This is a genomic window from Sphingomonas sp. Root710 (genome assembly GCF_001429065.1).
In the GTDB taxonomy this organism is placed as follows: domain Bacteria; phylum Pseudomonadota; class Alphaproteobacteria; order Sphingomonadales; family Sphingomonadaceae; genus Rhizorhabdus.
Window position 1 is genome coordinate 688515 of the sequence record NZ_LMIB01000001.1, and the last position, 15333, is coordinate 703847.

The following is a 15333-nucleotide window of genomic DNA, read 5'->3' on the forward strand; positions in this document are numbered from 1 at the left end:
ATCGCGCACAAAGCCGGGGCCTTCGAAAGGGTGGATCTTCGATCGTGAAGCTGGGCCGTTTGCCGCGACTGCTGTGCGCCGGAGCCCCTTTGGCGATGTTCGCGGCAGTCGCCGTCGCGGCGCCGGGCGTCGATGGCGGACGCCCGCTCGCCTTCGCTCAGCTGACGATCGAGCAGTCGCTGATCGTTCGCGTGCCGCGTCGCACGCCGGCCAAGCCGCTCAAGTGGAAGTCGAAAAAAGGCCCGAAATGCGTGGCTATGTCGTCGATCGCTGGCGCCGCAGTGGTTGCCGATGACGCGATCGATCTGGCGCTGAGAGGCGGGCAGCGGCTGCGCGCGCAATTCTCGTCGCGATGCCCTGCGCTCGACTATTATTCGGGCTTCTACATCTTGCCGACCGAAGATGGCCGCATCTGCGCCGATCGAGACATGATCCGCACCCGCGCGGGCGGACAGTGCGAAATCAAGCGTTTTCGCAAGCTGGTACCGGACGATTGATTTGATCCGTCCGACCTGATGGGCGCGCCAGGCCCGCGCAAACGAGCTTATACACCCCAATTACCTTGACAAATCGCGCCTCCGCGCCCAATCGCGGCGCTTCGAGCGGTGCGCCGTGCCGCCCTATTTCCGGATATAATATGTCGTTTGCCGATCTCGGCCTTTCCGATGAACTTCTCCGCGCTGTCGCGGAGTCCGGTTATAATGACCCGACGCCGATCCAGGCGCAGGCGATCCCCCCTGTCCTGATGATGAAGGACCTGATCGGCATCGCCCAGACGGGGACGGGCAAGACCGCCAGCTTCGTTTTGCCGATGATCGACATCCTCGCCCATGGCCGCAGCCGCGCCCGCATGCCGCGGTCGCTAATTCTGGAGCCGACCCGCGAGCTTGCCGCGCAGGTGGCTGAGAATTTCGAGAAATACGGTAAATATCACAAACTTAGCATGGCTCTGTTGATAGGCGGCGTTAACATGGGCGAACAGGTCGCCGCGCTCGAAAAAGGGGTCGACGTGTTGATCGCGACCCCGGGCCGGCTGATGGACCTGTTCCAGCGCGGCAAGATATTGCTGACCGGATGCAGCCTGCTCGTCATCGACGAGGCTGACCGGATGCTCGACATGGGCTTCATCCCCGACATCGAGGAAATCTGCACCAAGCTGCCGGCGCAGCGGCAGACGCTGCTCTTCTCGGCCACGATGCCCGCGCCGATCAAGAAGCTGGCCGATAAGTTCCTGTCGAACCCGAAGCAGATCGAGGTTTCGCGCCCCGCGAGCGCCAATCTGTCGATCGATCAGGCGCTTGTCGAAACGTCGAGCCGGGGCAAGCGCGACACGCTGCGCGACCTGCTGCGCGCAGAGGATGTGACGACCGCGATCATCTTCTCGAACCGCAAGACGACGGTGCGCGATCTGGCGCAAAGCCTGGGCCGCCACGGCTTCCGAGCCGGACAGATTCATGGCGACATGGAGCAGCCGGAGAGGCTTCGCGAACTTGACCGGTTCAAGGGCGGCGAGATCAACATCCTCGTCGCGTCCGACGTTGCAGCACGCGGGCTCGACATCAAAGGCGTGAGCCACGTTTTCAATTTCGACGTTCCCTGGCATCCCGATGATTATGTCCACCGTATCGGCCGCACCGGGCGCGGCGGTGCGACCGGCAAGGCGATTACCTTGGTAACGCCAGAGGACGCCGAGGCGATCGAAGCGATCGAGAAGCTGACTGGGCACAAGATTGCTCGGACCGGCGGATCGAAGCCCGAGGCGGCGCGCGACGCGCGTGAGGATGCGCCGAAGCCCGCGCGTGGCCGTGGCCGCCGTTCGGAGACCAAGGCAGAGGCGAGCGAAGCGCCTGCCGCGCGCGAACCGAGAGACGCCCGGGAGCCTCGTGCTCCACGTGAGGCGCCGCGCGATACCCGCCCGCCGCGCGACTCCCGCAACGACGATCGCCGCCGTCCACGCCGTGATGAGCAGGATGATGGTCCCGACGATGGCTGGAACGGCCCGGTGCCGAGCTTCCTCGAGGTTCGGCTGAGCTGAATCCATTCCTCCTCGCCAGGACGAGGATGGGCGCTATTTGGCCAGATCGACCAACAGCGTCCGCATCATCAGCAGCGCGGGATCGAGGCTGGCGACCGGCGCGCGTTCATTCAGGCCGTGGCTATAGTCGTCCTCCGGCTTGATGAACATGCCGATCACCCCGTAGCTGGGAATGCCGACGGCCCGGAAATAGAGGCTGTCAGTGGCACCCGCCGACATTTGGGGAATGATCGGCAGCCCGGGATAGCTGAGGTCGACGCCCTTGCGCAGCGCCTTCATCAGGTCCGGGCGCAAAGGCGAGGCGTCGCTCGCGACCGGACCGCCCAGCGTGGTGATCGTCGCCTGCGGATTGGCGATCACGTCGGCCAGTTTTGCCTTGACGCTCTCGATCGTCGTTCCCGGGAAGATGCGGCAATTAACGGAAACGCTGGCTTTCTGCGGCAGGGCGTTGAGCGCATGTCCGCCCGACAGCATTGTCGCGACACAGGTCGTGCCGGTTATGCCGATATATTCGGGATCGGCGCGTAATGTGGCGAGCGCGGCCTCGTTTTTCGGATTCTCCGCAAAAGCGTGCATCGCCGCGCCGAGCTGGCCGCCGACAAGCTTGCCCGTCGCCTGCCAATAAGCGCGGGTGAGTTCGCTGACCTGCGCCGGAAACTGATAAGCGGCGATGCGGTCGATCGCCTTGGCTAGATCGTAGATCGCGTTGGTCGCGCCGGGGCGGCTCGAATGGCCGCCCGGGTTGGTGATGCTGATCTCGAAATCGGCATAGGTCTTCTCGGCGCCCTGGACGTAGAAAGCGACCGGCTTGCCCTGCGCATCAAGCAGCCCGCCGCCGCCATCGGCATTGAGCAACAGTTCGGCGACGCCATATTGCTGGGCGAGCCGCCGGGTGGTCGCCATCTCGGTCTCTTCGTCGCCCGAGAGCAGCAGGATGATGTCGCGGCCTGGGCGGAATCCTTCCGCCTTCAGCTTCAGCAGCGTCGACACCAGCACCGCATCGCCGAACTTCATGTCGAGCGAACCGCGCCCGTAGAGATAGCCATTCTCCTCGACCGGCACGAAGGGGTCGCGGGTCCAGTCCGCGGCGCGCGCCTCGACCACGTCCATGTGGCCCGACAGCAGGATGGGTTTGCCTTTGCCGGTGCCACGATAGCGGGCGACCAGGCTTGTCGCATCGCCATCCCCCTCGATGATCACGTCAGCCGCGGCGAACCCGCCCTTGCGAAGCAGCTCGGCCACATAGTTCGCCATCACCGGCATCTGGCCTCGGCCCTGGACGGTGGGGATCGACACCATCTTCTTCCATATGGCCAGCGTCTCGTCATGCTGATCGCGGCTGATGGTCGCGGCCGGCGCGGGCAGGGCTATCGCGCAGGCCAATGCGGCGAGAAAGGGGCGGATGGCGCGGCGCATGAGATGCTTCCTGACAACAGTGAAAGCAGGAAGGTGACGCGCGATCGAGACTGCGTCAATCGCGATGCCCAGGCAGATGATGATGCTGGAGGAAATCGCGGAACTTGCGCTTCCAGCGCCCGCGATTGCGTTTGCGCCGCGCGCGGATCCTGTCGAACAGCTGCCGCGTACCGCGCCGCAGGAAGCCACGGAACAGGCCCCGGTTCGAGAGCGGCTCCCAGCGTTCGTCGACCGATTCCGGGTCGAGCAGTTCGCTTGCGCCGATCGCAAGGGTCGCGTCGCTCCATGCTCCGGGCTCGAACGGTACCAGTGTCTTGCCGTCGCCACGCAGACATTCGATCGTACCGATCAGCGAACCGATCTGCTCAAAGGCTCGGGCGACGATTTCGGGTGTCTTGCCGAGATGCTCGGCTATCAGCCGCTCGCGTAGCGCTCGGATCGCGGGATCGGGCTGGCTTTCATCCTCGGCGGTAAGGGCCAGGTCGCACTCGCTGTCGAGGCCCATCGACCGGTTGTTCATGTTGGACGAGCCGACCCGCAGAATGCGGTCGTCGACGATCATCAGCTTGGAATGGACGTAGATCGGATTACCGGCGGTGGTGACCGGTGTGTAGATCTGGAAGCGGTCATGCCGGTCGATTTCGGCGAGCGGGAAGAACAGGGCGGCGCGCGCGCTGCCCATCGCCGCCTCCTGGAGCCAGCCGTCGGCGCTGATCGGATTGACGATCACGATCTCCGGTCCGTCCTTCTCGGCTAGTCGCTGGGCCAGCGCCTCGGCGATCCGGCGTGACGCGAAATACTGATTGTCCGCGTAGATGAAATCCCGGGCGCGCTCGATCATATCCACATAGAGCTGCTCGATCTCGCGGACCTCCTCGACGCCTTCGGCCTTGGGGACCGTGCGCGCTATGGCGACGTTGCGATCGGTAAAGAGCGGATCGACTTGGTCCGGCCAGCATCCGTCGTGCCGGGTGGGGGCGGGCAATTCGAAACCGGTCGCACGCTGCCAGCGTTCGCGGGCGAGCTCGCCGAGGGCCGCTGCGGCATCGCCCTCGATCACGCCGGCGGTGTCGTGCCAGGGCATGTAGCGAATCCCGCTCGGCCGCTTGCGGCGCGGATCGGGATCGCGATGCTCGGGCGTATCCCAGCGGTCGGACGTCATGTCGATGCCGCCGCACAGCGCCAGGCTGTCGTCGATCACCAATATCTTCTGATGATGGGTCGCGCCGAGCGGATGGCTGCTGTCGAAATGGATGCGGACATGCCGTGCCATCTTCCAACGGGCAAGGGTGAGGGCCGAGAGCCCCCGGGTGAGCATCTTGAGGAAGCCCATGTTCCAGATCAGCAGGTTGATCCGCAATTCGGGCCGCCGCTTCGCCAGCCAGGGGATGAACTCCGCGAGGCAATTTGGGGATCCGCCGTCGCCATCTTCCGGATCGAGCAATATGCGCGGATCGACGTCCCAGCCGACCAGCATGATCTGTTCGCGCGCCTGGAGCATCGCATCGCGCGCGACGCGGAAATAGTCGGCGGCATCGACGATCACGGCGATACGTTTGCCATGCTCGATCCGCCAGCAATTCGCCCCGGTCTGAAAGATTTCGCCCGACATTCCCCGCCTGATATACTGGCGGCGCCTGATTCTGGCACCGTAACTATTTCCTGGACCCTAACGCGCCGTCGCACGTTTCGTTGCCTGAAAGGTTACGCAGATTTCGAACGGTCTGGGGGATTTTTGTCTGACGTCAACATCATGCCATTGCGGGACAGGCTCCGGCTTGAGACCGCCGACGCCCATGCGCGCGTCGACGCGCTGTTCGGTTCATGCGATTTCGCTGATGCGGAAGGTTACGGTCGCTTCCTGCTCGCCCAAGCGGCGGCCTGGGAGACGTTGAGGCCGATCCTCGACAGCGAATCGCTCGCGCGGGCGGAAGCGCTGCGGAGCGACCTTGAAACGCTGGGCCTGCCGGTTCCCGAACCTCTGTCCGATGTCGACGTACCGTCGCACGCGTCGCTCGGGCATCGTTATGTGCTTGAGGGGTCGCGGCTGGGATCGAGTGTCCTCCTGCGCGAGCTGAAGGCTAAAGCGCCAAACTATTCCGTAGCGGCAAGCGCATATCTCACTGAATCGGCGGTGATGGAGCCTTGGAAGCGATTGTTCACTACTCTACAGAATGATCATGGCGTCCATGCTAATGGTCGCGACATCATTGATGATGCTCTGTTCGTGTTTGGCCTTTTTGAAAAGGCCTGGCGGGCCACTTACAGCGCCTCCACGAGAACGAGCCGATTTTGAACGAGTTGACGACCGACCAGCCTGACCTGACCATCTGCGACCGTGAGCCTATACATCTGTTAGGCGCCGTCCAGAGCTTCGGTTTCCTGATCGCTGTTTCCTCCGACTGGCTGGTGAGCCGGGTGTCGGAGAATATCGCGGATCATCTCGGTACGGCCTGGGATGACGCGATCGGCCAGCCGTTCGAGCGGCTGGTGAGCCAACAGGCGGTCCACGATATCCGCAACCGCATCGCCTATCTGCAAGGCGAGGATTCGGTCGAACGACTGCTGCGTATCCAGCTCAAGCCCGATCTGCCCGAATATGACGTGGCGATCCATTTCAGCCAGAGCATGATCATCATCGAAGGTGAGCCCAGCGGGCCGGCCGGGCATGAAGATATCGGCATCACCGTGCGATCTATGCTGATGCGGCAGAGCCAGGCGAGTTCGATCCAGAATTTCCGGCTCAACGCGGTCCGCCAAATCCGGGCGATCACCGGGTTCGACCGGGTCATGCTCTACCGCTTCGACAATGACGGGGCGGGCGAGGTCGTCGCCGAGTCGGTGGTGTCGAAGCGGGAATCCTTCCTCGGCTTGCGCTATCCGGCGACCGATATCCCGAAGCAGGCGCGCGCTCTCTATGTGCGCAATGTCCTTCGGGTCATCGCCGATCTTCAGGATCCCGGATCGCGCATCCTGCCCGAGCGCGATCTGAACGGACAGCCGATCGACCTGTCGATGTCGGTGCTGCGTTCGGTCTCGCCCGTTCACATCGAATATCTCTCGAACATGGGCGTGCGCGCGTCTCTGTCGATCTCGGTGGTGTGCGAAGGGCGTTTGTGGGGCCTGATCGCCTGTCACCATTACAGCCCTCTACGTCCGACGCTGGAGCAGCGCACCGCCGCCGAACTGTTCGGGCGGATGTTCTCGATGATGCTCGAATCGCGCGAACGTGAGGAAACCGCTGCCTATGAGCAGCGATCGCGCGCGATCACCGATCGGCTGATGGCCGTCGTCGCGCAGGACGCCGACCTGCTTCACAACCCCGAATGGATCGGTGAGACGATCGGCGCGGCGATCCCGAACGACGGCGTCGGCGTATATCTCGACGGACGCATATCGCTGTCGGGCATGGCGCCGGACGAGGCGCAGTTCCGGGCGCTGGTCCGCGATCTCAGCCGCGGTGCAGCGTCGCAGATCGTGATCACCGACTGCATCGCGCGTATCCACCCGCCGGCCAGTGCCTATTCGGAGCGCTCGGCTGGGATGATCGCTATCCCCATTTCGCGCTCGCCGCGCGACTATGTGATCCTTTTCCGTAGCGAGAAGGTGCACTCGGTGCGCTGGGCGGGCGATCCCCAAAAGGCGATGGAGGAAGATGCCCATGGTGTCCGCCTGTCGCCGCGCAAGAGCTTCGAGGCGTGGCGTCAGCTGGTCCAGGGGGTGAGCGAGCCTTTTACCTCGGCCGAGCAGCGTGTCGCCGAGGCGGTGCGCACCTCGTTACTCGAGGTCGTGCTGTTGCTGGCGGAGGGGCGCGAGAGCGATCAGGCGCGGGCGCATGAGCGGCAGGATCTGCTGATCGCCGAACTCAACCACCGCGTCCGCAACGTATTGAGCCTGGTGCGCAGCCTCATCTCGCGCACGCGCGCCAGCACGCAGAGCCATGAGGAGTTCACAGAGACGCTCGAGGGCCGGGTGCAGGCGCTGGCGCGCGCGCACGATCAGCTCACCACGAAGCGTTGGGGGCCTGCCGAGATCGAACCGCTGGTTCGTGCCGAGGCCAATGCCTATCTGGCCGAAGGCGGCGAGCGGGTGCGCCTGTCTGGGCCGAATGTGTCGCTCGATCCGACCGCGTTCAACACGCTGTCGCTGGTGCTGCACGAACTCATCACCAACTGCGCCAAATATGGCGCGCTCAGCGACAGCGGGCATGTCGATCTGCGCTGGGGCGTCGATGTCGACGGCTCGTTGCTGATCACCTGGCGCGAGACGGGCGGTCCGCCGGTCCGCGCACCTTCGCGCAAGGGGTTCGGCACCACGATCATCGAGCGGTCGGTGCCCTATGATCTCGGCGGCCGGGCCCGGCTGAGCTACAAGCTCAGCGGTCTCGAGGCCGAGTTCACCATTCCTGCCAAATTCGTCACGGTGGGCGTTGGTGTGGTTGCCGGAACAGGCGGTGCGGCCGGACCGCGGATCGAGCTTGACGGTAAGGTGCCGGCGACGGTGCTGCTGGTCGAGGACAGCATGCTGATCGCGCTCGATGTCGAAGAGGCGTTGAAGGCGCTGGGCACCAGGCGGGTGATCACCGCGTCGTCGGTGCGGCAGGCGCGTGAGGCGATCGCGACCAGCGAGATCGACTTCGCGATTCTCGACATCAATCTGGGTACGGAATCGAGCCTGACGATCGCCGAGGAATTGCGGGCGCTGGACGTCCCCTTCGTCTTCGCCAGCGGTTATGGTGAGCAAGCGCAACTCAGCGGCGACCTGGCGGCGCATGGGGTGATTTCCAAGCCCTATGGCCGGACCGAAATCGTCGAGGCGCTCAACCGGATCGGCGCAAAGCGCTAATCAGCGCCTTCGGAAATCCTCGAGCAGCCGGCGAGCGTCTTCGGCGGGCGGCGCCTGCAGCTGATGTGCGTTGCCGTCCGTGCAGCCGCCGGGGCGGCGATAGAGGCATGCGCCGTCGTCGGCGCAGCTGATCTGCGCAAAGCCCCAGGATGCAAAGCGATCCGAGGTCTGCGCCGCCGTGAAGGAAAGGATATAGTTGAAGTCGGGCGCAGCCGCCGCAACCGCGGCGTACAGCCGCATGTCGGGCCGTATCCGGACCATGCCGCTATGGGCCCACTGCTCGGGCCTGTCGATGCCGATGGCGCAGGCCCCGGGATCGGCGCTGGCCCGATCGAGCGCATGGATCGCACCCGCATCCTGCAGCCATAGCGGGCGCATCATGCCCCGCACCCCGCTGAGAAGGGACAAGGTGATCCATAGCAGGGCGCTTGCGACATAGAGCCGTCGGCGCGTGAAAGGACCGCCGAAACGATCGGCAGCGATCCGCGCCAGTTCTACCGTGCCGATGCCGCACACCGTGAAGAGCAGCGGGAGCGCCGGGAAGATGAAGCGCCATTCCTTGTGCGCGACTGCCGAAAATGTCGCGATGATGATCAGCGCGGCGGCGAGCGGCAGCGGCGCGCGGCGTGCGCCAAAGACGGCGGAGAGTATGATCGCTGGAAGCGCCACGCCCCAGATCATCGCCTCGTTGGCGACGTACCAGCCCGGCGGTGCTGTGCCGTAGAGATTGGCCATGCCGCCGCCGTTGATGCGGACATAGAGCAGTACCGAGTGGAAGGGTTCTCCCCAGGTCAGCCAGTCGGTTACGCCCAGCAAGGCGATCGGCAGCAGCAGCCCGACCGCCATCGGCACCCAGCGGCGGTCGGGCAGCAGGCCGGCGACGGCTAGTCCCGCGACCACGCAGGCAGGGCCAAGCTGGGGGCGGACGATGATCGTCAGCCCGAGCATGATTCCGGCGAACAGGATTTCGCGGCGGGTCGATCGTCCCAGCCGGGCGCCAAAGGCGAGCGCCGCGATCAGGGTGATCGCCGAGATCGTGTCGGCCAGCATGTGCGGTGACAGCTGGACGATCTCCGCCCAACAGGCGGTGAGGAGGCCCGCGAACAGAGCATGAATGCGCCCGCCCTTAACCAGCCCGATCCGGTAGGCGGCGATCACCGCGCCGCTCGACAGGATCGCAAGGAAAGCGGCCACGACCGTTCGCAGCACGACCGGGTCGGGCGACAGCAGATGGCCGAGTGCGACGGCGGGAGTGATGATCCAGGGCAACAGCCAGGACCGCGCGCCGACCTGATATTCCCAGGGGATCAGTCCCTTGCCCGTGACCAGCCGATAGGCCTGTTCGAGATATTGAAAGGTCTCGTCAGGATGCGCGACATTGGGCAGCGCATAGCTCGTCGTGATCCGCGCCGCGGCCGCGCCGAGGCAGAGCAGGGCGATCGTCCGCCAATGGCCCCACAGGCGATCATCGGGCGCGGGGCTCACGTCAGGCGCGGATCATTTGGCGGGAGCGAAGATGCGCTTGCGCGGCCGCCGCCAGACCAGGCTGGTCGCTGCGGAGAAGTTGAACACCGCGCCCATGATCGCGCCGAACAGGCCCGCGATCGACCAGTTGTCGACCTGTTTGATCGCGATTTCGGCCACGCCGACATTGGCGAGCGCGCCGAAGCTGCAGACCAGGCAGAACAGGATCAGGCCCGCGACGAAGGACAGCCCGGTCAGCCGCCGGTCGCGATAGGTGAACTCGTTGTTCATGATGAAGTTCGACACCATCGACACCCCGATCGCGGCGATCTGCGCGCCGAGGAACTCGAAACCGAACAGCTTCAGGCTGTTGAGCACGGCGAGGTGGACGCCAAGACCGATGCCGCCGACGATGCTGAACAGCGCGAAGCGGGGCGGGATCAGGCCGTGGGTCAGCTTCTCGATGATCAGGAACAGGAATTCGGCCAGCACCATGATGCTGATCTTGCTTTCGCCCGCCTGGCGGGTGCGAAAGACATAGGGGACTTCCTCGATCTTCAGCGGCACATGCGAACTGCTGATGATGTCGAGCAGGATCTTGTAGCCCTGCTGCGACAAGTCGTAGATTTCGCTGGCGAAAATCTCGCGGCGGACCATGAAGAAGCCGCTCATCGGATCGGTGGTCTGGTTGCCGACCAGCATGCACGCCATGCGGGTGGCGAAATCGCTCATCCGCGCACGGGTCGCATCCCACTCGCCGATACCGCCGCCTTCGGCGTAGCGGGTGCCGACGACGATGTCGGCATCAGTCGCCATCATCTTTTCGAACATCGGGCGCAGGATGCGCTCGTCATGCTGGAAGTCGGCGTCCATCACCGCGATCACCGCGCCGTTGGCGACCAGCGCGCCCTCGATCACCGCCGAGGCTAGGCCGCGACGGCCGACACGGCGCAGGCAGCGCAGCCGCGGCTCCTGCCGCGCCAGATTCGAGACTTCGCTGAAGGTCTGGTCGGGGCTGTCGTCGTCGACGACGATCATTTCCCAGGGAATGTCGCCCAGAGCGGCGCTGACCGCGTCGACCAGCGGGGCGATGTTGCTGCGTTCGTTGTAGGTCGGGATGACGATCGAGATATCGGGGGCGGTGAGCCGTTCCTTCGGCGTCTTTCGGCCTGCGATCAAACTCATCCCGTCCCCCTCGCGCTACCCCTGTCGCGCAGATAACAGCAATTTATCGCGTCTGTCGAACGATCGCGTAGAGCGCGCTGCGGTCGTCGGCCCAGACTTGACGCAGCCAAGGCAGACGGGGTCGGTTGGCGGGATCGACGCCGATCAGCCACAGCTGGTCGAACGTGCCACGCGGTATCTGTCCTATGCGGTCGGCAAGCAGCGGCTCCGGCCGCTCGCAGCCGGGCAGGCGGACCTGCTCGCTGCTGTGATAGGCGAAGTCCCGCGGTATCTCCGGGCCGACCGCGACGAGCTGCGCGCCCGGCATGTCGAACTGGTCATTGGCGAAGGCGTCGCGGCGCACGATTGCCATGCTGGGCAGATGAACGATCCGCGGTACGTTCCAGCCGCGCGGGCAGGGGGGGGCGATCAGCGCGACCACACGCGCGCCCTTTGGAATATGGGGCAGCGCCTGGAGATAGCGCGCATGATCCCCGGCATAGCCTAGATAGCTGATCGTGGTGGTCGCGGCGCGGGCGGCGACGAAGCCCAGCGCAAGCAGCGCGACGCCGGTGATGACGCGCTTTCCCCAGCCGGGCCGCGGCGCGAGCGCGACGATCCCGATCGCGAGCATCAGCGGCGCGATCCGCATGTCGGCATAGATCAGCCCGTGAAAGGCGTAGGGGATGAACAGGTAGAACACCGCCATCACCAGGAAGACGATCAGCAGCCGCCGGTTCATCCGCGCGACGCCGAACAGTCCGAGCAGGATCAGTGCGACGCAACCGAGGGCCGACAGCCCATCCCAACGCACCCAGCGGTCGCGCATCGCGCTTTCGATCCATCCCCATTTGTTGAAGATGTCGAAATAAGCGCTTGTTTCGCCTTGGTTATCGCCGCTGCGCCAGGCGATGATGAAGATCAAAGGCAGCGCCAGCAGCAGACCTTCGAGGATCACGCGGCGGACCATCGGCAAACTTATCCGCGAGCTGGTGACATGGCGATAGAGCGCGTTGCCGCCGACCAGCAGACCGAACAGCACCCAGCCGAAGATATGCGCGAAGTAGATGATCACGCTGCCCAGCAGGATCAGCGCTCGCCAGATTTGCGGGCGATCGAGCCGCTGATAGCGCAGGACCAGCCCGAAGATCAGCAGCGCCAGCCCGGCCGCGAGCGAGAAGTTTATGAAGCCATATTGGAAGGCGTAGCCATAGACGAGCGGCAGCGCGAAACCCGCCGAGGCCGGCAATTCGCCATGGGCTTCGCGGGCGATGAGCAGCAGCCCGCCCGCGCTCAGCACCGGAATCAGGATGACGACGAGCTTGGCCGCCAGTTCGACACCCAGCAGCGGGCCGAAAAGCAGCACCAGAAGATCCACGCCGAGATTGCCGACGGGCATCCAGTGGATCGAGAAAATCCGTGCCAGCGTGGGAGCGTCCTGCATCCCCGCCTGGATACGGAAGCGTCCGAGATGCGTCGGCATATCGTCGAGCGGCGGGACGGCGGGCCACAGCAACGGAACGGCCATCAGGATCAGGAGCAGGGCGACATAGACCTTGCCGGACCACCAGGCGTTTCGTGTCGGCATTCTTCAGCCCTCCACGGCATCGATGAAGCGCGCCGCCGATCGGTCCCAGCCGTGGCGGCGCGCATGGGCCAGACCGCCGGCCGCTAGTCGCTCGCGGAACGCCGCGTCGCCGAGCAGGCGGCGGAGCGCGGCAGCGATAGCGCCTGTGTTGGAACCATCGACCAGCAGCCCGGTCTCGCCATCGACGATCGCGTCGGTGGCGCCGCCCGCCCGCCCGCCGATAACCGCCTTTCCGCAGGCGTTCGCCTCGAGGAAGATCAGTCCGAATCCTTCGGTATCCCCATCGGCGAGAGTGCGGTTGGGCATCGCGAACAACGTGCAGCCGCGATAGAGGGCGGTCAGCCGGGCGTCGTCGACGCCGCCTGCAAACTCTATCCGGACGCCCGCGCCGCTCGCCGCCGCGCGCGCCTTGAGAGCCTCCTCCTCCGGGCCGCCTCCGGCGATGACGAGACGATAGCCGGGAAACTCGCCCGCGACCTCCGCGAAGGCGTCGATCAGCCGGTCGAACCCCTTGCGCTCGATCAGCCGGCCGACGCTCAGGATGAAGGGCGCGGCGGGAGAAGCGCCCGGAGTGAAGCGGTCGAGGTCGACGCCGGGGGTGACCAGATGGATATGGCCGGGCGGGACGCCGAAATCGCGGATAAGCCGATCTCGGGTGAAACTGGACACCGTCAGCACGGCATCGGCTGATCGTAGCGCGGGGCCGCGCAGCCGCGCGAGCCGGTTGTAGGCGGTCTGCACTACCTCCTCGCCATGCGTGTACATCACGATCCGCCAGGGCGTGATCCAGCCGAGCGCTATCGCGAGCCAGCCCAAGCCCTGCAGTTCGCCGATGACGATGGTGCGGGCGTGAAGGCGCAGCGCCATGACGATCACCGATATGAGCGCGTACAGCATGACCGGCAGGTCGATGAGCAGCAGATCGAGCAAGCCGATGCGCCGGCGTAGCGCCTCGATACGGGGCGGACGAAGCCAGGCGATGCGATGGATAGGATAGGGCCGCGCCGCATCGCTTTCCCGCCATCTCGGGATCGGCCTCGCGATGTCCGGATCTCGCCAGGCGGTCAGCACATGGACTGCGGGGGCGGCATGGCGCGCCATCCGGTCATAGACCATTGGCGTGCCGCCGATCAGCGGCGGCATCATGTTGGTCACGAACAATATCGGGGCGGGGCCGCTCAATGTTTCACGACCTTCCACAAGGCAGCGATCACCGGACGCTGGAAGACGAACACCGCAGCGATCCAGGTGACGGCGAGGATCGCCGCCGCCTCGAGCACCGCAGGAATAGGCTCCGACGGAATGCCGCCGCCCCGGATCAGGTCTATGGCGATGCCCGCTGCACCGACGACCGCGCAGATCGCGACCGACGGCGCGAGACCGGCAATGACTTCGCGCGGCGAGAAAAGGCCCAGCCGGGTGCCGAGCCGGATGGCGGCCGCGGCGTAGATCAGCGCGACGGCGATCGTTCCGACCGCCACCAGTTCGATGCTGGTCCAGGACAGGAGCAGCAGCATCGCAACGCGGGCGGCCTGCTCGATGAGGGCGAGGAAGAACAGCGCGCGCGCCTCGCCCAGCCCGTTGAGCGACGCGTTGAGCACGACGAACTGCCCGGTGATCGCCGCCGCCACGCACAGCCAGGGGGCCGGAGCGATCGATGCCTGCCACTGCCAGCCGTAGAGGCCGATCAATATCGGGGCGGACTGCGTGCCGATGCCGATCAGGATCGGCGAGAAGATGCAACCGAACAGCCGCATGCGCAGCAATATGGTGCTGCGCGCGTCGATGCCGTTGCGCTGCTCATGCGCGACGAGCGGCGAGAGGATGCTGAGCACGGGCGGCGCGGCATAATTCCACAGCATGCGCGGCAGCATCTCGGCGCGGTCGAGGAAGGCGGCGGGGGCGATGCCCATCGCCCGGCCGACGAACAGTTCGTTCAGGCGCGGACCGAACTGGCCCAGCAGGGTGCCGCCGAGAACCCAGCTTGTGAACGCCGATACCGACCGCCAATGCTGGAAGGCGGGGCGGAAGACGAACTGGGGCGGGCGGCCTGCGATGATAGCCACCGTGGCGACGATCGCGGTCGCGAGCGAGCCATAGGCCATCGCCAATGTTCCCCAGCCCTGAAGGGCGAGCGTGACCGTGGTCGCAGCCCCGGCGGCCGCGGCCGCCAGCGTTGCGACCATGAGTGTCTTCAGGCGAAGTGCCCGTGTCAGCAGGCCGTGGCCCAGCACCTGATAGGGGGCGAGGACATAGGTGATGCAGATGATCCTCAACACCTGCGTTATCACCGGTTCGCGGTAGAAATCAGCGACCAACGGCGCGGCGAGGAAGATGACGATGGCGAAGGCGAAGCTCGCGATCATCGCCAGGCCCAGCGCCGTCCGGATCTGCCCCCTGTCGAGCGAAGGCGCGGCGATCAGAAACATGTTCACGCCGGCCGTGCGCAATGTCTGGGCTATCACCACCGCGGCGAGCGCGATCGAGAAGGCGCCGATTTCGTGCGGCGACAACAGGCGGGCGACGATCAGGCTGGCGGTGAAATCGATCGCGAACTGGATCACGGTCTGAAAGCCGACGATCCGCGCCATCGCGCTGCCGCTCATGCTCAACAGGCAATATCCTTCGCTGCCGTCCTGCGGGCGACGCTACAACGTCGCCGGCCCCGCGTGAAGCTGCTCCGATATGGCGGCAAAACGCCCCGTTTCGGGAATTTTTCTCCAAAAATATCCTTAATCGACGGGGCCTTAATCGTTTTTGGGTCACCAAGCCGTTGATCTACTGAGATATTTGTCAACAGTGTAGTTACACGGGGGAATTC

At 65.1% G+C, this 15333-nt stretch carries 11 protein-coding genes; 4 read left to right on the top strand and 7 right to left on the bottom strand.

Going from position 1 to position 15333, the window contains the following annotated elements; all coding sequences use genetic code 11:
• Window positions 1–44: 44 nt before the first annotated feature.
• Both ASE00_RS03245 and ASE00_RS03250 read left to right on the top strand, forming a co-directional pair.
• Window positions 45–497: a hypothetical protein gene (locus ASE00_RS03245; protein WP_235538524.1), complete on the top strand. Its 453-nt coding sequence runs from the start codon at window positions 45–47 to the stop codon at window positions 495–497.
• A gap of 140 nt (window positions 498–637) precedes the next feature.
• Window positions 638–2035: a DEAD/DEAH box helicase gene (locus tag ASE00_RS03250; protein ID WP_056377750.1), complete on the top strand. Its 1398-nt coding sequence runs from the start codon at window positions 638–640 to the stop codon at window positions 2033–2035.
• Window positions 2036–2068: 33 nt separating this feature from the next.
• On the opposite strand, the gene ASE00_RS03255 is transcribed toward ASE00_RS03250, so the two are convergent.
• Together ASE00_RS03255 and ASE00_RS03260 are read right to left on the bottom strand one after the other, a co-directional pair.
• Window positions 2069–3451 carry a M20/M25/M40 family metallo-hydrolase gene (locus ASE00_RS03255; RefSeq protein WP_056377751.1) on the bottom strand — a complete coding sequence of 461 codons (1383 nt, stop codon included), beginning with the start codon at window positions 3449–3451 and terminating at the stop codon, window positions 2069–2071.
• Window positions 3452–3506: 55 nt separating this feature from the next.
• Window positions 3507–5063, bottom strand: a complete 1557-nt coding sequence (locus tag ASE00_RS03260; RefSeq protein ID WP_056377752.1) for a phospholipase D-like domain-containing protein — start codon at window positions 5061–5063, stop codon at window positions 3507–3509.
• A 123-nt stretch (window positions 5064–5186) separates the two neighbouring features.
• On the opposite strand from ASE00_RS03260, the gene ASE00_RS03265 reads away from it, so the two are divergent.
• Window positions 5187–5747, top strand: coding sequence for a biliverdin-producing heme oxygenase (locus ASE00_RS03265; RefSeq protein WP_156405250.1), 561 nt, complete (start codon window positions 5187–5189; stop codon window positions 5745–5747).
• Window positions 5744–8296 (top strand): HWE histidine kinase domain-containing protein, encoded by a 2553-nt coding sequence (locus tag ASE00_RS03270; RefSeq protein ID WP_056377754.1) that lies wholly within the window; start codon window positions 5744–5746, stop codon window positions 8294–8296. The genes ASE00_RS03265 and ASE00_RS03270 overlap by 4 nt, the downstream gene beginning before the upstream one ends.
• On the opposite strand, the gene ASE00_RS03275 is transcribed toward ASE00_RS03270, so the two are convergent.
• From ASE00_RS03275 to ASE00_RS03295, 5 genes are read right to left on the bottom strand one after another with little or no spacing between them, the layout of a single operon-like run.
• On the bottom strand, window positions 8297–9781 hold the full coding sequence (locus ASE00_RS03275; protein ID WP_056377755.1) for a hypothetical protein: 1485 nt from the start codon (window positions 9779–9781) through the stop codon (window positions 8297–8299). It lies immediately after the preceding gene.
• Window positions 9782–9793: 12 nt separating this feature from the next.
• The gene (locus ASE00_RS03280) at window positions 9794–10945 is read right to left on the bottom strand and encodes a glycosyltransferase (protein WP_056377756.1); all 1152 of its coding nucleotides are present in this window, start codon (window positions 10943–10945) and stop codon (window positions 9794–9796) included.
• 43 nt (window positions 10946–10988) lie between these two features.
• Window positions 10989–12512, bottom strand: coding sequence for a hypothetical protein (locus tag ASE00_RS03285; protein ID WP_056377757.1), 1524 nt, complete (start codon window positions 12510–12512; stop codon window positions 10989–10991).
• 3 nt (window positions 12513–12515) lie between these two features.
• Window positions 12516–13694, bottom strand: coding sequence for a glycosyltransferase family 4 protein (locus ASE00_RS03290; protein WP_235538525.1), 1179 nt, complete (start codon window positions 13692–13694; stop codon window positions 12516–12518).
• Window positions 13691–15118 carry an oligosaccharide flippase family protein gene (locus tag ASE00_RS03295; protein ID WP_056377758.1) on the bottom strand — a complete coding sequence of 476 codons (1428 nt, stop codon included), beginning with the start codon at window positions 15116–15118 and terminating at the stop codon, window positions 13691–13693. Before ASE00_RS03295 ends, ASE00_RS03290 begins: the two co-directional genes overlap by 4 nt.
• Between the last annotated feature and the right edge of the window lie 215 nt (window positions 15119–15333).